Source organism: Pseudomonas sp. GM102, assembly GCF_000282555.1.
GTDB lineage: Bacteria > Pseudomonadota > Gammaproteobacteria > Pseudomonadales > Pseudomonadaceae > Aquipseudomonas.
Genome location: NZ_AKJB01000058.1, coordinates 103,014 through 120,710, shown reverse-complemented (window position 1 = coordinate 120,710; position 17,697 = coordinate 103,014). Strand labels below are relative to the sequence as shown.

General features: G+C 59.8%; 18 protein-coding genes. 14 read left to right on the top strand and 4 right to left on the bottom strand.

Going from position 1 to position 17,697, the window contains the following annotated elements; all coding sequences use genetic code 11:
- The first annotated feature begins 68 nt into the window (after positions 1-68).
- From PMI18_RS15220 to PMI18_RS15230, 3 genes are read left to right on the top strand one after another with little or no spacing between them, the layout of a single operon-like run.
- Positions 69-644, top strand: a complete 576-nt coding sequence (locus PMI18_RS15220) for a YfiR family protein (protein ID WP_007900648.1) — start codon at positions 69-71, stop codon at positions 642-644.
- Positions 641-1,909, top strand: a complete 1,269-nt coding sequence (locus PMI18_RS15225) for a diguanylate cyclase domain-containing protein (protein ID WP_007900644.1) — start codon at positions 641-643, stop codon at positions 1,907-1,909. The genes PMI18_RS15220 and PMI18_RS15225 overlap by 4 nt, the downstream gene beginning before the upstream one ends.
- The gene (locus PMI18_RS15230; protein ID WP_085985578.1) at positions 1,909-2,418 is read left to right on the top strand and encodes an OmpA family protein; all 510 of its coding nucleotides are present in this window, start codon (positions 1,909-1,911) and stop codon (positions 2,416-2,418) included. Before PMI18_RS15225 ends, PMI18_RS15230 begins: the two co-directional genes overlap by 1 nt.
- Here PMI18_RS15230 and PMI18_RS15235 read toward each other — a convergent pair.
- Complete coding sequence (locus tag PMI18_RS15235) at positions 2,415-3,362, bottom strand: LysR family transcriptional regulator (protein ID WP_007900639.1); 948 nt, start codon at positions 3,360-3,362, stop codon at positions 2,415-2,417. The two genes, PMI18_RS15230 and PMI18_RS15235, sit on opposite strands and share 4 nt — an antisense overlap.
- Before the next feature lie 161 nt (positions 3,363-3,523).
- Between PMI18_RS15235 and PMI18_RS15240 the strand changes: the two genes are divergently transcribed.
- Both PMI18_RS15240 and mmsB read left to right on the top strand, forming a co-directional pair.
- Positions 3,524-5,041 (top strand): CoA-acylating methylmalonate-semialdehyde dehydrogenase, encoded by a 1,518-nt coding sequence (locus tag PMI18_RS15240; RefSeq protein WP_007900636.1) that lies wholly within the window; start codon positions 3,524-3,526, stop codon positions 5,039-5,041.
- A 10-nt stretch (positions 5,042-5,051) separates the two neighbouring features.
- Positions 5,052-5,939, top strand: coding sequence for a 3-hydroxyisobutyrate dehydrogenase (mmsB, locus tag PMI18_RS15245; RefSeq protein WP_007900632.1), 888 nt, complete (start codon positions 5,052-5,054; stop codon positions 5,937-5,939).
- Positions 5,940-6,178: 239 nt separating this feature from the next.
- Here mmsB and PMI18_RS15250 read toward each other — a convergent pair whose 3' ends face one another.
- Together PMI18_RS15250 and PMI18_RS15255 are read right to left on the bottom strand one after the other, a co-directional pair.
- Positions 6,179-6,523: a cupin domain-containing protein gene (locus PMI18_RS15250; RefSeq protein ID WP_007900627.1), complete on the bottom strand. Its 345-nt coding sequence runs from the start codon at positions 6,521-6,523 to the stop codon at positions 6,179-6,181.
- 195 nt (positions 6,524-6,718) lie between these two features.
- A complete protein-coding gene (locus tag PMI18_RS15255; protein ID WP_007900624.1) occupies positions 6,719-7,603 on the bottom strand; it encodes a LysR substrate-binding domain-containing protein in 885 nt (294 codons plus the stop codon).
- Between the two features lie 188 nt (positions 7,604-7,791).
- On the opposite strand from PMI18_RS15255, the gene PMI18_RS15260 reads away from it, so the two are divergent.
- Positions 7,792-8,556 carry a sulfite exporter TauE/SafE family protein gene (locus PMI18_RS15260; RefSeq protein ID WP_007900621.1) on the top strand — a complete coding sequence of 255 codons (765 nt, stop codon included), beginning with the start codon at positions 7,792-7,794 and terminating at the stop codon, positions 8,554-8,556.
- Here PMI18_RS15260 and PMI18_RS15265 read toward each other — a convergent pair.
- Positions 8,546-8,860, bottom strand: coding sequence for a putative quinol monooxygenase (locus tag PMI18_RS15265; RefSeq protein ID WP_007900620.1), 315 nt, complete (start codon positions 8,858-8,860; stop codon positions 8,546-8,548). The two genes, PMI18_RS15260 and PMI18_RS15265, sit on opposite strands and share 11 nt — an antisense overlap.
- A 162-nt stretch (positions 8,861-9,022) precedes the next feature.
- Between PMI18_RS15265 and PMI18_RS15270 the strand changes: the two genes are divergently transcribed.
- The 8 genes from PMI18_RS15270 to PMI18_RS15305 all read left to right on the top strand — a co-directional run bounded on the left by PMI18_RS15270 (position 9,023) and on the right by PMI18_RS15305 (position 17,694).
- Positions 9,023-9,613: an NAD(P)H-dependent oxidoreductase gene (locus PMI18_RS15270; RefSeq protein ID WP_007900619.1), complete on the top strand. Its 591-nt coding sequence runs from the start codon at positions 9,023-9,025 to the stop codon at positions 9,611-9,613.
- A 241-nt stretch (positions 9,614-9,854) separates the two neighbouring features.
- Complete coding sequence (locus PMI18_RS15275; RefSeq protein WP_007900617.1) at positions 9,855-10,766, top strand: LysR family transcriptional regulator; 912 nt, start codon at positions 9,855-9,857, stop codon at positions 10,764-10,766.
- A 204-nt stretch (positions 10,767-10,970) separates the two neighbouring features.
- A complete protein-coding gene (locus PMI18_RS15280; protein WP_007900614.1) occupies positions 10,971-12,416 on the top strand; it encodes a SulP family inorganic anion transporter in 1,446 nt (481 codons plus the stop codon).
- A gap of 137 nt (positions 12,417-12,553) precedes the next feature.
- Positions 12,554-13,288, top strand: a complete 735-nt coding sequence (locus tag PMI18_RS15285; protein WP_007900612.1) for a hypothetical protein — start codon at positions 12,554-12,556, stop codon at positions 13,286-13,288.
- 184 nt (positions 13,289-13,472) lie between these two features.
- On the top strand, positions 13,473-14,822 hold the full coding sequence (locus PMI18_RS15290; RefSeq protein ID WP_007900609.1) for a GntT/GntP/DsdX family permease: 1,350 nt from the start codon (positions 13,473-13,475) through the stop codon (positions 14,820-14,822).
- Positions 14,823-14,837: 15 nt separating this feature from the next.
- Positions 14,838-15,698 (top strand): MurR/RpiR family transcriptional regulator, encoded by an 861-nt coding sequence (locus PMI18_RS15295; RefSeq protein ID WP_007900606.1) that lies wholly within the window; start codon positions 14,838-14,840, stop codon positions 15,696-15,698.
- A gap of 1 nt (position 15,699) precedes the next feature.
- Complete coding sequence (locus PMI18_RS15300) at positions 15,700-17,157, top strand: N-acyl-D-amino-acid deacylase family protein (protein WP_007900604.1); 1,458 nt, start codon at positions 15,700-15,702, stop codon at positions 17,155-17,157.
- Between the two features lie 168 nt (positions 17,158-17,325).
- Positions 17,326-17,694: a glyoxalase superfamily protein gene (locus PMI18_RS15305; RefSeq protein WP_007900600.1), complete on the top strand. Its 369-nt coding sequence runs from the start codon at positions 17,326-17,328 to the stop codon at positions 17,692-17,694.
- The last annotated feature ends 3 nt before the right edge of the window (positions 17,695-17,697 follow it).

The following is a 17,697-nucleotide window of genomic DNA, read 5'->3' as shown; positions in this document are numbered from 1 at the left end:
CTCGCTGGTGTTTCGGTGCTGTGCTATCGTTGCGGCATCATTTCGTTGCGATCGAAGAGAATCCCTGCATGAAGGTGGCTGTCTGTGCGACAGAGCGCGTTGTTGGCTGCAAGCAAGTGCTGCTTGCCGGCCTTCTCTGTTTGTTGACGAGCGTTGCCTTCGCTCAGCCTGAAACCGCCGTGAGCAAGGCCGACCAGCGCGCCAGATCAGTCACTCAGGTGGTGCTCGGAATCCTCAGTTATGCCCGGTGGCCTGTTGAGCCTCAACAGTTGCGTCTGTGCGTGGTTGGCCCTACCGAGTACACCGACGATCTGGTCAAGGGCACTACCCAGGCCACTGGTCGGCCTGTCACTGTGCGACGGCTTTTGGCCGACAACCCGGCCATTGCCGGTGAATGCGACGCGGTGTACATCGGCAAGCTGACCAGCGACGAACGCAGTCGATTATTCGCCTCGCTGACAGGGCGCCCAGTGGTGAGCATCAGCGAAGGCGGCGATCAATGCACCGTCGGCAGTCTGTTCTGCCTTCGGGTCGGAGATGAACAAGTATCCTTCGAGGTCAACCTCGACTCGGTCGCCCGCAGCGGTGTGCGCATCCATCCCAGTGTGCTGCAACTGTCGCGTCGCAAGCCGGCGGCACCATGAGTCTATTCAAATCCCGTATACGTCCGACCTTGGGTTCGGTTATCGGCCGTGGGCATTTGATCGTCGCCCTGGTGGGCGTTGCCATGGCCAGTATTTCGCTGACCCTGCTGGGTGTTCTGGCCTTGCGGGTTTATGCCGATCACAACCTGCATCTGATCGCCCGTTCGATCAATTACACCGTGGAAGCCGCGGTGGTGTTCAACGATAAGGTCGCCGCCACCGAAGCGCTGGCATTGATCGCGTCCACCGAAGAAGTGGCCGATGCACAGGTGATGGACGAGAAAGGCGAGTTACTCGCACGTTGGCAACGGCCGGAAACGGGATTGTTGTCCGATCTTGAAGTGCAGATCGCCCGGGTGATTCTGGAAAAACCCATCAGCATGCCGATCGTCCATCAAGGTCAGGAAATCGGCAGCATTCTGCTCATCGGTCACGGCGGCAGTCTCATGCGCTTTTTGCTCAGCGGCCTGATGGGGATCGTCTTGTGTACCGCCGTCAGTGCCTGGGTTGCGCTCTATCTGGCGCGGCGGCAATTGCGGGGGATCACCGGCCCGTTGCGCAGCTTGGCTACTGTGGCTCACGCCGCCCGCAGCGAGCGTGCCTTCGACCAGCGTGTGCCACCCGCCGATATTGCCGAACTCGACAACTTGGGCAACGACTTCAATGCCTTGCTCGATGAGCTCGAGTCCTGGCAGACCCACCTGCAAAGCGAAAACGAAACCCTGGCCCACCAAGCCAGCCATGACAGCCTTACCGGACTGCCGAATCGAGCATTTTTCGAAGGCCGCCTGATGCGTGCCTTACGCAATGCCAGCAAATTGGATGAGCGAGTGGCGGTGCTGTTTCTCGACAGCGACCGGTTCAAGGAGATCAACGATAACTTTGGCCATGCTGCCGGCGATGCGGTGCTGGTCGCCGTGGCAACCCGGGTTCGTGCGCAACTGCGTGAAGAGGACCTGGTCGCGCGTCTGGGCGGCGACGAGTTTGCAATCCTGCTCACACCGCTGCACAAGGCCGAAGACGCCGAACGGATTGCTGACAAAATCATCGCCAGCATGGAAATACCCATCCAGTTGCCGGGCAGTACCCAGGTGTTGACTTCACTCAGTATTGGCATCGCCGTGTACCCCGATCATGGGGTCACACCGGGCGAGTTGCTCGATGCTGCCGACGCCGCGATGTACCAGGCCAAACGCCTTTCCCGAGGCGCGCAGCAAACGGCAGGGGCGGAGTTCCCTGTCGCCCATGTTCAAACCAGGAGCTAATGTCTGTGTTCACCTTCAATCAGCGTTCTCTACGACTTTTCACGATCACCCTGTTGCTGGCCTTGCTGGCATTGACCGGTTGCCAGACAGCACCGCAAAAGGGCCTGACCTCGGCGCAGATCGCTGTACTCAAGCAGCAAGGTTTCGAAATGACGGATGATGGCTGGGCCTATGGCCTGTCGGACAAGGTGCTGTTCAGCAGTGACGTCGAGAGCCTGAACTCCGCCAGTACCGAGATCGTCGAGCGCATCGGCAAGGCATTGTTGGGTGTGGGCATCGAGCGGGTGAGGATCGATGGCCACACCGATGCCTCGGGCCAAGAGTCCTATAACGAACAGCTTTCCCTGCGTCGCGCAAAAAGCGTCGGCAAGGTTTTGGCCGCAGTCGGTATAAAAGAAGAAAACATCCAACTGCGCGGCCTGGGCAGCAGCAAGCCTGTTGCGTCCAACGACACTGCGGTTGGACGCACCGAGAACCGTCGGGTGTCGATCGTGGTGAGCGCGGATTAATCGGCGAACAGCATCTCCCGACTTTCCCCCATCAACAGTGCTTGATTCTGCTCGGTGACCCCACGAATGTAGTCCCACAGCAACGTGATCCGCTTGAGCTTGCGCAGGTCTTCCCGGCAGTACATCCAGAACTGCCGGGTAATGGTGATCTCTTGCGGCAACACCGGCAGCAATCGCGGATCCTGAGCGGCCAGGAAGCACGGCAGAATCGCCAGTGACCGTCCTTGCTGCGCCGCTACGAACTGCGCGATCACGCTGGTGCTGCGCAGATTGGCACTGGCACCGGGCAACACATTCGCCAGGTACAGCAGCTCCGAGCTGAACGCCAGATCGTCCACATAACTGATGAATTGATGCTTGCCCAAGTCTGCCGGGCGGCGGATCGGTGGGTGCTTGTCCAGATAATCCTGGGTCGCATACAGCTGCAGTCGGTAGTCGCAGAGTTTGCAGCAGACATACGGGCCATGTTCCGGCCGCTCCAGTGCGATGACGATGTCTGCCTCGCGCTTGGACAGGCTGATGAAGTGCGGCAGCGGCAGGATGTCCACCGAGATCGCCGGGTAGGCGTCGACGAAATGGCTAAGCTGCGGAGTGATGAAAAAACTGCCGAACCCTTCGGTGCAACCCATGCGCACATGCCCGGACAACGCCACGCCGGAGCCCGAAACCTGTTCGCAGGCCATGTGCAGAGTGCTTTCGATCGACTCGGCGTAACCCAGCAGCCGCTGGCCTTCGGCAGTCAGGACGAAACCGCTGGTGCGGGACTTTTCGAACAGCAACGTGCCCAGCGAGGTTTCCAGCGAACTGATGCGTCGCGACACGGTGGTGTAGTCCACTGCCAGGCGCTTGGCTGCGGTACTGGCCTTGCGAGTGCGGGCAACCTCGAGGAAAAACTTGAGGTCATCCCAGTTCAACGAGCCTAAAGACGTGATGTTTTTTTGCATGATGGACCGGCTTTTATGTGCGTTCTTATTAGAAGTTTGCACATCTATACTCCAAAAACAGTCCGATAACCAATTCGTGACACACGCCTCATCTCAAGGCGACTTTCTCGCCTTGGCTCCAAAGATCGCTCTCTAAATAAGAACAACGTCCGGAGACCAATATGAACGCATCGCTAGAAACCACCGTGCAAAAGGTCAAGCTGTTGATCGATGGCGAGTGGGTCGAATCCCAGACCACCGAATGGCACGACATCGTCAACCCGGCGACCCAACAAGTGTTGGCCAAAGTCCCATTCGCGACGGCTGCCGAAGTCGATGCCGCCATCAGCGCCGCCCATAACGCCTTCCAGACCTGGAAGCTGACGCCGATCGGCGCGCGGATGCGCATCATGCTCAAGCTTCAGGCGTTGATTCGCGAACATTCCAAACGCATTGCCGTGGTACTCAGCAATGAGCAGGGCAAAACCATCGCCGACGCTGAAGGCGATATTTTCCGCGGCCTGGAAGTGGTGGAGCACGCCTGCTCCATTGGCAGTCTACAGATGGGCGAGTTCGCCGAGAACGTCGCTGGCGGTGTCGATACCTACACCCTGCGTCAGCCGATCGGCGTCTGCGCCGGCATTACCCCGTTCAACTTCCCGGCGATGATTCCGCTGTGGATGTTCCCGATGGCCATCGCCTGTGGCAACACCTTCGTGCTCAAGCCGTCCGAACAGGACCCGATGTCGACCATGCTGTTGGTGGAACTGGCCATCGAGGCCGGTATTCCGCCGGGTGTGCTCAACGTCGTTCATGGCGGCAAGGATGTGGTGGATGCGCTTTGCACCCACAAGGACATCAAGGCTGTTTCGTTCGTCGGTTCGACTGCGGTAGGCACGCACGTCTATGACCTGGCCGGCAAACACGGCAAGCGCGTGCAATCGATGATGGGCGCCAAGAACCACGCCGTTGTGCTGCCCGATGCCAACCGCGAGCAAGCGCTCAATGCGCTGGTCGGCGCCGGTTTCGGTGCGGCGGGGCAACGCTGCATGGCCACCTCGGTAGTGGTGCTGGTGGGCGCGGCCAAGCAATGGCTGCCCGACCTGAAGGCGCTGGCGCAGAAACTCAAGGTCAATGCCGGCAGCGAGCCGGGCACTGATGTTGGTCCGGTGATTTCCAAGCGAGCCAAGGCGCGGATTCTCGATCTGATCGAAAGCGGCATCAAGGAGGGCGCCAAGCTCGAACTGGATGGTCGCGACATCAGCGTTCCGGGCTACGAGAAAGGCAACTTTGTCGGCCCGACCCTGTTCTCTGGCGTGACTCCCGAGATGCAGATCTACACCCAGGAAATCTTCGGTCCGGTGCTGGTGGTATTGGAAGTCGATACCCTCGATCAGGCCATCGCACTGGTCAACGCCAACCCATTCGGCAACGGCACGGGGTTGTTCACCCAGAGCGGTGCGGCGGCACGTAAATTCCAGACGGAAATCGACGTCGGTCAGGTCGGCATCAACATTCCGATTCCTGTGCCGGTGCCGTTCTTCAGCTTCACCGGTTCCCGTGGTTCGAAGCTCGGCGACCTCGGTCCGTATGGCAAGCAAGTGGTGCAGTTCTACACTCAAACCAAGACCGTCACTGCGCGCTGGTTCGACGACGACAGCGTCAACGACGGTGTGAACACCACCATCCACTTGCGTTAAGGAGCCGGACATGAAAATCGCTTTTATCGGTCTCGGCAACATGGGCGCGCCGATGGCGCGCAACCTGATCAAGGCCGGCCATTCACTGCGCCTGGTAGACCTGAACAAAGCTGTGCTGGCAGAGCTCGAGCAACTGGGCGGCAGCATCAGCGCTTCGGCGCGTGAAGCGGCTCAAGGTGCAGAGCTGGTGATCACCATGCTGCCAGCCGCTGTGCATGTGCGCAGCGTCTGGCTGGGTGAAGACGGCGTGTTGGCGGGAATCGCCAAGGGCGTGCCTGCAGTGGATTGCAGCACCATCGATCCGCAGACGGCGCGCGACGTCGCCGCAGTTGCCGCTAAACAAGGCGTGGCCATGGCCGATGCCCCGGTCTCTGGCGGTACCGGCGGTGCTGCGGCCGGGACACTGACTTTCATGGTCGGCGCCACGCCTGAGCTGTTCGCCACCCTGCAACCGGTGCTGGCGCAGATGGGCCGCAACATCGTCCATTGCGGCGAAGTCGGCACCGGGCAAATCGCCAAGATCTGCAATAACCTGCTGCTGGGGATTTCCATGGTCGGTGTCAGCGAGGCCATGGCTTTGGGCGATGCGCTGGGAATCGACACGACGGTGCTGGCGGGCATCATCAACAGTTCCACCGGGCGCTGCTGGAGTTCGGAGATGTACAACCCGTGGCCCGGCATCGTCGAAACGGCGCCGGCCTCGCGCGGTTACACCGGCGGTTTCGGCGCCGAACTGATGCTCAAGGATCTGGGGCTGGCCACTGAAGCGGCACGTCAGGCGCACCAACCGGTGGTGCTCGGCGCGGTGGCGCAGCAGTTGTATCAGGCGATGAGTCAGCGTGGGGAAGGCGGCAAGGACTTCTCGGCGATCATCAACAGCTATCGCAAACCCCAATAAGGGTTTTTCGGGATGGTGATGGGAGGCTTGCCTGTGGGCTTTTGTGGCGAGGGAGCTTGCTCCCGTCCAGCTGCGGAGCAGTCGTAAGTCCTGAGCATGCGGTTTATCTGAAACACCGCATCAGCTTGTTGGGTTCGCTTCGCGAACCAGCGGGAGCAAGCTCCCTCGCCACAAGGGATGCGGATTCCTATCAGTTTTTTGCCGAGAGACCATGTCGGGTGGCCTCTCGGTTTTTTGCATCAGGCAAACACGAAATATTTGCGCACGGTCTCAACCACTTCCCACGTGCCTTTCATGCCTGGCTCGATGACGAAAATATCACCGGCGCGAAGATGGATCGGTGCCATGCCTTCCGGGGTGATGATGCAGTAGCCTTCCTGGAAATGGCAGTATTCCCACTTCACATATTCCACATACCACTTGCCCGGCGTGCAGATCCAGGTACCCATGATCTTGCTGCCGTCTTCGCTGGTGTAGGCGTTGAGGTTGACGGTGTGCGGGTCGCCTTCGAGTTTTTCCCATTTGCAGGCGTCGAGCACGGGCAGTGGGTGGGTATCGCGTAGGACGGTGATAGGTGCGGTCATGTGGACTCCGGGCAATGGGTCTAAGAACTGAAGTCGCACCCTATAGCGCCCGTTCACCGGTCAGTTGTCTGTACTCGACATCGACCTGCTCAGAAACGCGCATCGTCCTTAAAGATTTTCGAGCGGGCAATTGACCTTGATCTGTTCGAGGCTGGCTTGGCCTGAAGATGAAACTTCAAGGGTAAAGTCTGCCCCTCAGGGGAGAGTCAAGACGTTCAGCAAGGCCTGGGCATAACCGGGCAGCACGGCGAAGTCCCGGGCGCACAGCAACAGTTTGCGTCGCGCCCATGGCTCTTTCAGTGCGATGCTTTTGAACGGTGTTTCAGTCGGCCAGCGTTCGACCGCTGCCAAGGGCACGATCGCCAGCCCGGCACCTCGGGCGACCATGCGCATCACGCCATCGAAGCCATCGGCACGAATGCGGATCTGCATCCGTAAGCCGCTGTGCAGGGCTTGTTCTTCCAGGTACACGGCCAAGGCGCTGTTGGCGTTCAGGCCGACGTAATCGTGGTGCAGGGTGGCGCTGAAACTTAACGGCCCGGTGTCGGCCAAGGGGTGATCGCAGGGCAGGATCAGCACCAGTGGGTCGTCACGGAAATAGCGGGTCTGAAGGCCATCGGCATCCACGGCGTCGGACACGATGCCCAGGTCCGCCGCACCTTGGCGCAAGGCGTGGGTGATGCGCGCGCTGGGCAGCTCTTGCAGGTCGATGTCGAGGTTCGGATGATCGCGCAGAAAGTCTGCCAGCAACTCCGGCAGGTACTCGGTGATCGCCGTGGTATTGCACAACAATCGCACCTGGCCTTTGACCCCTTTGGCGTATTCGGCCAGGTCCTGCTGCATGCGCTCGGCCTGTTGCAACAGGGCTCGGGCATGCTGCGCCAGGGCCTTTCCGGCGGGAGTCGGGCTGACACCGCGGCGACCTCGCTCTAGAAACTCGATGCCCAGTGAAGCTTCCATGGCGCGGATTCGAGCACTCGCCGCCGCAAGAGACAGATGACTGCGGGCGGCACCGGCGGTGATGTTGCCGGTGTCGAGGATGTTCAGGTAGAGGCGCAGGTCGGTGAGGTCGAAGTGCATCGTTACAGCCTCGGGAGGTTGGTTGTCTGGGCGGACGTCTTCGCGGGCAAGCCTCGCTCCTACAGGGACTGTGTGATCGACACAGGCTGTCATCAGCCGCAACGAAAACTTTAGCCTCTACCAAATCAAGAGGCAGCCTCAGTGTATGGCAGATTTCCAAGGCAACCATTAGGACTCAGGATAGCCCCATGAATACACTCGCCACGTTCTACCAACATCTAGGCTTGGCCTTGTCCTTGCTGGTTATAGCGACCTTCCTGCTGGCCGGGATGATCAAAGGCGTGATAGGTCTCGGCCTGCCGACCATTGCCATGGGCTTGCTCGGTCTGGCTATGGCACCGTCGCAGGCTGCGGCGTTGCTGGTTATTCCCGCGACGCTGACCAACGTCTGGCAACTGGCATTCGGCGGTCATTTGCGCAGGCTGCTGAACCGGTTGTGGCCGATGCTGCTGGCGATTTTTATCGGCACGGGCGCCGGTACGCTTTGGATCGGCATGGCCGGTGGGCATTGGGTGGTGCGGGGGCTGGGGGCGGCGTTGTTGATATACGCCTTGAGCGGGTTGTTCCTGCCGACCTTGCGCATCGGCGGTCGCACCGAGCGTTGGCTCGGTCCGCTCTGCGGTGTGCTGACGGGCATCATCACTTCGGCCACCGGGGTTTTCGTGATTCCTGCGGTGCCTTATCTGCAAGCACTGGGCTTGAGCAAGGATGAACTGGTGCAGGCACTGGGCCTGTCGTTCACCGTCTCTACCCTGGCATTGGCCGCCGGGCTGTTATGGCGCGGTGCCCTCGGCGGTGGCGAGTTGAGTGCATCGCTGCTGGCGCTGATTCCGGCGGTGCTCGGCATGCTGTTGGGGCAATGGCTGCGCCAGCGGATCAGCGCCGTGTTGTTCAAGCGCGTATTCTTCATCGGCCTCGGCGTACTCGGTGGCCACTTGCTGATCAGCGGCTAGCGGACGAAGTGCTGAGCATCTCGATCGGCCGGATATCGAAATCCCGTTCCAGAAACTCCATGCGCTGGTCGAGGAACTGCTTCATGTGCGGCAGGTTCGAGTGCGTATCCAGATGAGCCTGGGATTGCCAGATCTCGTAGAAGATAAACAGCGACGGGTCCTGTTTGTCGCGCAGCATGTGGTACTCGATGCAACCGGGTTCGGCGCGACTTGGTTCGACATAAGCACGGAACAACGCTTCGAAGGCCGCGGATTTTTCCGGGCGGGTCTTGGCGTGCAGGATGAAGCCATGCAGTTCGCTCATCAGGTTTTCCTTGAAAGTTAGAATCGGCACAAGCTTATGGCAATAATCGCCTGCTGATTCGTGCGTATTGGTCAAATGAATTTTGCTGATCCTGGGCTTATTCCACGCGAGGTCGATCGCTACTCTGCCGCCATCGAATTTCAACCTTGCGAGATTTCTCCCATGAAAAAAGTCCTGTTGCTCAATGGCGGCAAAAAATTTGCCCACTCCGATGGTCGCTACAACACGACGTTGCACGAAGCGGCGCTGAGCGTGCTGGATCGCGGTGGTGTGGATGTAAAAGCCACGTTCATCGACGAGGGGTACGACGTCGCGGAGGAAGTCGCCAAATTCCTCTGGGCCGACGTGATCATTTATCAGATGCCCGGCTGGTGGATGGGCGCCCCCTGGACCGTCAAGAAGTACGTCGATGAAGTCTTCACCGAAGGCCACGGCAGCCTTTACGCCAGCGATGGCCGCACGCGTTCCGACGCGTCGCAGAAGTACGGCAGCGGCGGTTTGTTGCACGGTAAAAAATATATGCTGTCGCTGACCTGGAACGCGCCGCAACAAGCCTTCGACGACCCGACCGACTTCTTCGAAGCCAAAGGCGTGGACGCGGTGTACTTCCCGTTCCACAAGGCCAACACCTTCCTTGGCATGACCGGTTTGCCGACCTTCTTGTGCGTCGATGTGATGAAACGCCCTAACGTCGAAGCCGATGTGGCGCGTTATGAGCGGCACTTGAGCGAGGTGTTTGGCCTTAAGGCATAACGCTCAGCTACTATCGATGTCTGAAGCGGGCACTGAATCTGTGGCGAGGGAGCCCCGTGGCGAGGGGGCTTGCCCCCGTTCGGCGGCGAAGCCGTCGTAAAATAAGTAACTGAGGACTATCTGAATCACCGCGTTGGCAGGTTTGGGGTCCGCTTCGCGCACCAACGGGGGCAAGCTCCCTCGCCACAGGCAAGCCCCGCTCCGCAGTAGAACGGCGCAGGACAATCGATAAGGGACACACGTGAAAGCCAGATCCGATGAGTTGCAGATTTTCGTCTGCGTGATTGAGTGCGGATCGATTTCGGCTGCGGCCGAACAGGTCGGGCAAACGCCGTCGGCGGTCAGCCGCACGCTGTCGCGACTGGAGGCCAAGCTCGACACCACGCTGATCAACCGCACCACGCGACGCATGGACCTGACCGAGGAGGGCAAGTACTTCTTCGAGCACGCCAAGCTGATTCTCGATCAGATGGACGAACTCGAAGAGCGCCTGTCCTCACGCCAGCAAACCCCCTCCGGACGTCTGCGAATCAATGCTGCCTCGCCATTCATGCTGCACGCCATCGTGCCGTACATCGATGAATTCCGCCGTCTCTACCCAGACATCCAGCTCGAACTCAACAGCAACGACCTGATCATCGACCTGCTCGAACAAAGTACCGACATTGCCATCCGCATCGGCACGCTGGCCGACTCGACCTTGCACGCCCGCTCCCTGGGTTGCAGCCCGCTGCACATCGTCGCCAGCCCGGCGTATCTGGAACAACACGGCGTACCGAGCGCTGTCGCGGATTTGACCGAGCACAAGCTGTTGGGCTTTACCCACAATGAAGGCCTCAACCAATGGCCGCTACGCTATGTCCACGGTGACCGCTGGCCGATCCAGGCGTCGATCAGTGCGTCGAGTGGCGAGACGGTCAGGCACCTGGCGCTGGCCGGCCAAGGCATTGCTTGCCTGTCGCACTTCATGACCATCGACGACATCCACGCCGGGCGCTTGCAGGTACTGCTGGCGGAATTTAACAGCGGATATCGCCAACCGATCAACGCGGTGTACTACCGCAACTCGCAACTTGCCCTACGGATTCAGTGCTTCCTGGACTTCATCCAGGGCAAATTGGCGGCTTATGCGATTGCGGATTTCAAGGGCTGATTCGGAGATTGCGTCATCGTTCTTCGCGAGCGAGCCCGCTCCCACAGTGGACTTGCGTCGATTCACGATAATGGAACGGCACAGGGCCCATGTGGGAGCGGGCTTGCTCGCGAAAGCGTTTCCGGTGCCCCATTCACTGGTCGGCCCGCCCTCAATTCCGTAACATCCGCCCTCTCTTCTCCCGCCTGTATTTTTAGGTAAGCCATGAAACCCATACGTCTGCGCGCCGATGTCCTGGCCGGACTCACGACCTCTTTCGCACTGATGCCCGAATGCATCGCCTTCGCGCTGGTGGCCCACCTCAATCCATTGATGGGGCTGTACGGCGCTTTCATCATCTGCACCCTGACTGCGCTGTTTGGCGGGCGGCCGGGAATGGTGTCCGGTGCCGCCGGATCGATGGCTGTGGTGATCGTCGCGCTGGTGGTGCAGCACGGCGTGCAGTACTTGCTGGCGACTGTGCTGCTGGGCGGGTTGATCATGCTGGCGTTCGGTTTGTTGAGGCTGGGCAAACTGGTGCGCATGGTGCCTCACCCGGTAATGCTCGGCTTCGTCAACGGCCTGGCGATTGTCATTGCCCTGGCCCAGTTGGAGCACTTCAAGAGCGGTGACGGCTGGTTGAGTGGTGCGCCGCTGTACATGATGGTCGGGCTGGTGGCGCTGACGATGGCCATCGTTTATTTGATGCCGCGCCTGACGCGTGCCGTGCCACCGGCGCTGGTGGCGATTCTGGGCGTTGGGCTGGCGGTCTATCTGCTCGGCCTGCCGACCCGCACCTTGGGCGACATGGCGCACATTGCCGGCAGTTTGCCGGGCTTCGCACTGCCAGACATCCCCTGGAGCCTGGAAACCCTGCGCATCATCGTCCCTTACGCGATATTGATGGCATTGGTCGGCCTGCTGGAAACCCTGCTGACGCTGAACCTCACCGACGAGATCACCGAGAGCCGTGGCTACCCGGATCGCGAGTGCGTGGCATTGGGCGCTGCCAACGTGGTCTCTGGCATGTTCGGCGGCATGGGCGGCTGCGCCATGATCGGGCAAACCATGATCAACCTCAGCTCGGGCGGTCGCGGTCGGCTGTCCGGTGCAGTGGCCGGGATTATGATTCTGCTGTTCGTGCTGTTCCTTTCGCCGCTGATCGAGCGTATCCCGCTGGCCGCACTGGTCGGGGTGATGTTCGTGGTGTCGCAGCAGACGTTCGCCTGGGCTTCGTTACGGGTGCTGAACAAGGTGCCGCTGAACGATGTCTTGGTGATCATCGCGGTCACGGTGATTACAGTGTTTACCGATCTGGCCATCGCCGTGTTGTGCGGGATCATCATTGCGGCGCTCAACTTTGCCTGGCAACAGGCTCGCGAACTGTATGCCGACAGCTATCAGGAAAGCGACGGCAGCAAACTCTACCGCCTGCACGGCACACTGTTTTTCGCCTCTACCGCGCCATTCCTCAACCAGTTCGATCCCGCCAACGACCCGGCCCAGGTGACCCTTGATTGTCGCCACCTGAGCTTCGTCGACTACTCGGCCATCGCTGCGCTGAGGACATTACGCGAGCGCTACACCAAGGCTGGCAAGCAGCTACGCGTGCTGCATTTGTCCGAACGCTGCAAGAAACTGCTCAAACGCGCCAGCGAGCATCACGACTGAAATCGATGAGTGATCGTTCCCCGCTCTACGTCACTGGGGGGCGAATTCTGGACAGTCTAGTGGCTACTTAGTAGCATCCGCCGCATACGGATCTTTCTCCTGCGCGTCGATCGACGTGGGTCTATCAAGGAATCGAAATGCACAACTTCACCCATGGCGATAAAACCGTTTGTTTCACTGTCTTGAGCGGTGAAGTGGTGAGCAGCGAAAAGCTCAGCGAGACCCGTGTGACATCCACGGGCGGCGTTCGTGTGAACGGTAACGACGATGATGTGACGCCTGTGCGCATCAGTTCTGTTTCGATCATCAATCATGAGTTCTGGGTCAAAACCCCGGACGGCATCGAGCACGATGTAAAGCTGCGCGGCGTTGATATTCCTTTGCGCACAGGTCAGCAAGTTTCTTTGATCAGTGCCTTGAAAAAGGATGGTTCGCCTCTGCACACCATTTTGCAGAACCACACGGCGTCCAAGCGTTGGGTGCTGCGTGACGCGAAGGTGCTCAATACTGAACTGGAGCTTTCGTCCTTTAAGTGGAGGACCGTGCTGATCGTGCTTGGATTGTTCATCGCCGGTTTTGCCACAGCCGGGCTAGGCTTCCTGGCGGCGGCGGGCTACTTTTTCTACGCGTGGTATCAGGGTTCCCAGCGCAAGAAGCGGCTGATTAGCGATTTGAACGCCTACATCGAGAAACTGGAGAATCAGATTACCAATCGCCGCCCTGCACCAAGCCCTGTTCAAGTTGAAAGCCCGGTCCAGGCTGAAACCTCTTTCCAGGTCGAAAGTCCTGCACCGGAGCAAGCCCCTGCCGAGACAGAAAGCCCTGTGCTGAACAGTGATGGCGTACGCAGGGCGCTATCGCGCAATCTCTGATGGCAAGTCGGTGAGGGGATGAAAGTTCCCCCACCCGATTTTCATAACTCACGACCTGCCATACCTCTACACGACATCCCTTATCCCTCCACGAAAATTACTTTCACTTCGTTTGAAAGTAGCTCGTCGAAATGATTTATGAGTTTCACAACTTATTCGACGTGACCCTTTCGAGGAGTGCCGCATGACGCTTTCCTTCGGCTATTGGCTGCTGGTGTACGCCGCCATCGCGATCATTGCGCTGATCGTTTTGATCGCCCGTTACCGGATCAATCCCTTCATCGTCATCACCCTAGTGTCCATCGGCTTGGCGCTGCTGGCCGGAATGCCGCCGTCGGGTGTGGTGGGGGCGTATGAGGCCGGGGTGGGCAAGACGCTGGGGCACATTGCGCTGGTGGTGGCGCTGGGGACGATGCTTGGCAAGATGATGGCCGAGTCCGGCGGCGCCGAGCAGGTGGCGCGTACGTTGATCGACCGCTTCGGTGAAAAAAATGCGCACTGGGCGATGGTGTGTATTGCCTTTCTTGTAGGGTTGCCGCTGTTCTTCGAGGTCGGTTTTGTCTTGCTGGTGCCCATCGCGTTCACCGTGGCGCGGCGGGTGGGCGTGTCGATTCTGATGGTCGGTTTGCCGATGGTGGCGGGCCTCTCGGTGGTCCACGCACTGGTACCGCCGCACCCGGCGGCGATGCTGGCGGTGCAGGTCTATCAGGCGTCGGTGGGGCAAACGTTGCTCTACGCAATTCTGATCGGCATTCCGACCGCGATCATCGCCGGTCCGCTGTATGCCAAATTCATCGTGCCGCGCATTCAGCTGCCGGCGGATAACCCTTTGGAGCGCCAGTTCCTCGAGCGTGAACCGCGCGATAGCCTGCCGGGTTTCGGCGTCACCATGGCGACCATTTTGTTGCCGGTGGTGCTGATGTTGATCGGTGGTTGGGCCAATCTGATTTCCACCCCGGGCAGTGGTTTCAACCAGTTTCTGTTGTTCATCGGCAACTCGGTGATTGCCTTGCTGCTGGCAACGCTGCTGAGCTTCTGGACCCTCGGCCTGGCCCAGGGCTTCAATCGTGAATCGATCCTCAAGTTCACCAACGAATGCCTGGCGCCGACCGCCAGCATCACCTTGCTGGTAGGCGCCGGCGGTGGCTTGAACCGGATTCTGGTGGACGCTGGCGTCACCGATCAGATCGTCAGCCTGGCTGATGAATTCCAGCTGTCGCCCCTGTTGATGGGCTGGCTGTTCGCCGCGTTGATGCGCATCGCCACCGGTTCCGCAACGGTGGCCATGACCACCGCTTCAGGGATTGTCGCGCCGGTGGCCGTTGGCTTGGGTTATCCGCATCCTGAGTTATTGGTGCTGGCGACGGGGGCGGGGTCGGTTATCTTTTCCCACGTCAACGACGGTGGCTTCTGGTTGATCAAGGAATACTTCAACATGACCGTCACCCAGACCTTCAAGACCTGGACGGTGCTCGAGACCATCATCTCGGTGGTCGCCTTCGGTTTGACCGTAGGTCTTTCTTACCTGCTTTAGTCGGAGCCATCCGCCATGGACATCCTCTATCAGATCCGCGCCCGTCAGGATTCCTTCAGCGCTGGTGAAGGACGCATCGCTCGGTTGATGCTCGACGACGTAGGATTTGCCGCCTCCGCCAGCCTCGATGAGCTGGCGCTGCGGGCGGAAGTCAGCACCGCCACACTGTCGCGTTTTGCACGTACAGTCGGCTGCCGCGACCTGCGGGATTTGCGCCTGCAACTGGCCCAGGCCAGCGGCGTCGGCAGTCGCTTTCTCGACCCGGCGGGTACACCCGAGCAGTCGGCGTTCTACGGACAGATCGTCGGCGATATCGAATCGACCCTGCGTCAGCATTTGTCGGCATTCGACGAGTCGCGCTTCGCCGATGCGGTGAAACTGCTGGGCAAGGCGCGGATGATTCACGCCTTCGGCATGGGCGGCTGCTCGACCTTGTGCAGCGGTGAATTGCAAGTGCGGCTGGTGCGCCTCGGCTACCCGATTGCGGTGTGTCATGACCCGGTGATGATGCGCGTCACCGCCGCCAGCCTCGGTGCCGAACACGCGGTCATCGCCTGCTCGCTGACCGGCATCACGCCCGAGCTGCTCGAAGCAGTGGACCTGGCTCGCAGCTACGGCGCCCGAATCCTCGCGATCACCCGGGCTGACTCGCCACTGGCGCAACTGGCCGATGTGCTGTTGCCGCTGCAAAGCGCCGAGACCTCATTCATCTACAAACCCACGGCGGCGCGCTACGGCATGTTGCTGGCCATCGACGTGCTCGCCACTGAGCTGGCGCTGGCCAATCCTGAAGACAATCAAGAACGTCTGCGGCGGATCAAACTGGCCCTGGACGACTACCGCGGCGGCGACGATCACTTGCCGCTGGGAGACTGACATGACGTACGACACGCTGATCCGCAACGCGCTGATTATCGATGGCAGCAACATCCCCGGTTACCCCGCTGATGTGGCGATTCTGAACGGTCGCATTGAGCGTATCGGCGACTTGCACGATGCGAGTGCCAGCGAAGAAATCGACGCGGCCGGAAGGGTGTTGGCTCCAGGTTTCATCGACGTGCACACCCACGACGATACAGTGGTGATCCGCCAGCCACAGATGTTGCCCAAGCTCAGCCAGGGCGTGACCACGGTGATCGTCGGCAACTGCGGAATCAGCGCTGCGCCGGTGAGTTTGCGTGGCGAGCCGCCGGACCCGATGAACCTGCTCGGCACAGCGACTGCGTTCGTCTATCCGCGCTTCAGCGACTATCGCGCCGCCGTCGAAGCGGCAAATACCACGCTGAATGTGGCCGCATTGGTGGGCCACACCGCGCTGCGCAGCAATCACCTGGACGACCTGTTTCGCACGGCCAGCGCCGCTGAAATCAGTGCGATGCGCGAGCAGTTGCGCGAAAGCCTTGAGGCCGGTGCCTTGGGGTTATCCACAGGCCTGGCCTATGCCAACGCCTTCTGCGCCTCGACCGACGAGGTGATGCAATTGACCGAAGAGCTGACGGCATTCGGCGCGGTTTACACCACCCATTTGCGCAGCGAATTCGAACCGGTGCTGCAGGCCATGGACGAAGCATTCCAGATCGGTCGTCACGCGAAAACGCCAGTGATCATTTCCCACCTCAAATGTGCCGGCGCCGGTAACTGGGGACGCAGCCCGCAACTGCTGGCTTCCCTCGAACGCGCCGCGAAAACCCACCCAGTGGGCTGCGATTGTTATCCCTATGCGGCGAGCTCTTCGACGCTGGACCTCAAGCAAGTCACCGACGCCCATCGCATCACCATCACCTGGTCCACACCGCATCCGCAAATGGGTGGCCGGGAATTGATCGATATCGCCGCCGAGTGGGACGTTTCGTTGCTCGATGCCGCCAGACGCCTACAACCGGCCGGGGCGGTGTATTACGGCATGGACGAAGCCGACGTACGAAAAATCCTCGCGCATCCGCTGACGATGGTCGGCTCCGACGGCTTGCCGGAAGACCCGTTTCCTCATCCACGCTTATGGGGTGCGTTCCCACGAGTGCTCGGACATTTCAGTCGCGATGTCGGACTGTTTCCGCTGCACACCGCCGTACACAAGATGACCGGGCTGTCGGCAGCGCGATTTGGCTTGAAGGAACGTGGCGAAATTCGCGAAGGGTATTGGGCGGATCTGGTGTTGTTCGATCCTGCGACGATTCGCGATGTGGCCGACTTCAACGATCCGCAACGGGCGGCGGAGGGCATTGATGGGGTGTGGATAAATGGTGTTTTGAGTTACAGCGAAGGTCAGGCAAATGGGAGAAGAGAGGGACGGTTTCTGGCGCGGGAAGGGGATTTGCGTAAAGGGTTTCGGTGATCGGTGATGCCGGAAAGATCGCAACCCCTGTAGGAGCTGCCGAAGGCTGCGATCTTTTGATCTACGCCTGATGGTGGCACATCGCAATTAAAGAAAGCCGCAAACAAGCCGAAGCGCTGACATCCAGCCCAGCTACACTCTGGGCCTTCTCAATCTGGGAGCAACTCCATGAGCTTCGGCAAAACCACCCCAATCCTGCGGATTTTCGATGAAACCAAGGCATTGGAGTTCTACGTCGACTTCCTGGGGTTCAAGATCGACTGGCAGCATCGCTTCGAAACAAACTTCCCGCTATACCTGCAGATATCGCGTGGCGAATGTGTACTGCACCTGTCCGAACACCACGGCGACAGCACACCGGGCTCGGCGTTGCGTATCGAGACGTATGAGCTAGAGGCATTCCAGCAGCAATTGTTGGCCAAGGAATATTCTTTCGCTCGCCCACAGATTCAGGCCATGCCGTGGGGTAGCCAGGATATGACTGTGGCTGATCCGTTTGGCAATCGGTTGGTGTTTACCAATGCGATTAGTGCTTGAGTC

Bases quoted from the DNA above. Each gene is read 5' to 3' on its own strand.
- PMI18_RS15270 (WP_007900619.1), top strand. From the start codon at position 9,023: ATGAAAAAAGTCCTGTTGCTCAATGGCGGCAAAAAATTTGCCCACTCC.
- PMI18_RS15255 (WP_007900624.1), bottom strand. From the start codon at position 7,603: ATGCACTTCGACCTCACCGACCTGCGCCTCTACCTGAACATCCTCGAC.
- mmsB (WP_007900632.1), top strand. From the start codon at position 5,052: ATGAAAATCGCTTTTATCGGTCTCGGCAACATGGGCGCGCCGATGGCG.
- PMI18_RS15240 (WP_007900636.1), top strand. From the start codon at position 3,524: ATGAACGCATCGCTAGAAACCACCGTGCAAAAGGTCAAGCTGTTGATC.
- PMI18_RS15290 (WP_007900609.1), top strand. From the start codon at position 13,473: ATGACGCTTTCCTTCGGCTATTGGCTGCTGGTGTACGCCGCCATCGCG.
- PMI18_RS15225 (WP_007900644.1), top strand. From the start codon at position 641: ATGAGTCTATTCAAATCCCGTATACGTCCGACCTTGGGTTCGGTTATC.
- PMI18_RS15280 (WP_007900614.1), top strand. From the start codon at position 10,971: ATGAAACCCATACGTCTGCGCGCCGATGTCCTGGCCGGACTCACGACC.
- PMI18_RS15295 (WP_007900606.1), top strand. From the start codon at position 14,838: ATGGACATCCTCTATCAGATCCGCGCCCGTCAGGATTCCTTCAGCGCT.
- PMI18_RS15220 (WP_007900648.1), top strand. From the start codon at position 69: ATGAAGGTGGCTGTCTGTGCGACAGAGCGCGTTGTTGGCTGCAAGCAA.
- PMI18_RS15300 (WP_007900604.1), top strand. From the start codon at position 15,700: ATGACGTACGACACGCTGATCCGCAACGCGCTGATTATCGATGGCAGC.
- PMI18_RS15265 (WP_007900620.1), bottom strand. From the start codon at position 8,860: ATGAGCGAACTGCATGGCTTCATCCTGCACGCCAAGACCCGCCCGGAA.
- PMI18_RS15230 (WP_085985578.1), top strand. From the start codon at position 1,909: ATGTCTGTGTTCACCTTCAATCAGCGTTCTCTACGACTTTTCACGATC.
- PMI18_RS15235 (WP_007900639.1), bottom strand. From the start codon at position 3,362: ATGCAAAAAAACATCACGTCTTTAGGCTCGTTGAACTGGGATGACCTC.
- PMI18_RS15250 (WP_007900627.1), bottom strand. From the start codon at position 6,523: ATGACCGCACCTATCACCGTCCTACGCGATACCCACCCACTGCCCGTG.
- PMI18_RS15285 (WP_007900612.1), top strand. From the start codon at position 12,554: ATGCACAACTTCACCCATGGCGATAAAACCGTTTGTTTCACTGTCTTG.
- PMI18_RS15260 (WP_007900621.1), top strand. From the start codon at position 7,792: ATGAATACACTCGCCACGTTCTACCAACATCTAGGCTTGGCCTTGTCC.
- PMI18_RS15305 (WP_007900600.1), top strand. From the start codon at position 17,326: ATGAGCTTCGGCAAAACCACCCCAATCCTGCGGATTTTCGATGAAACC.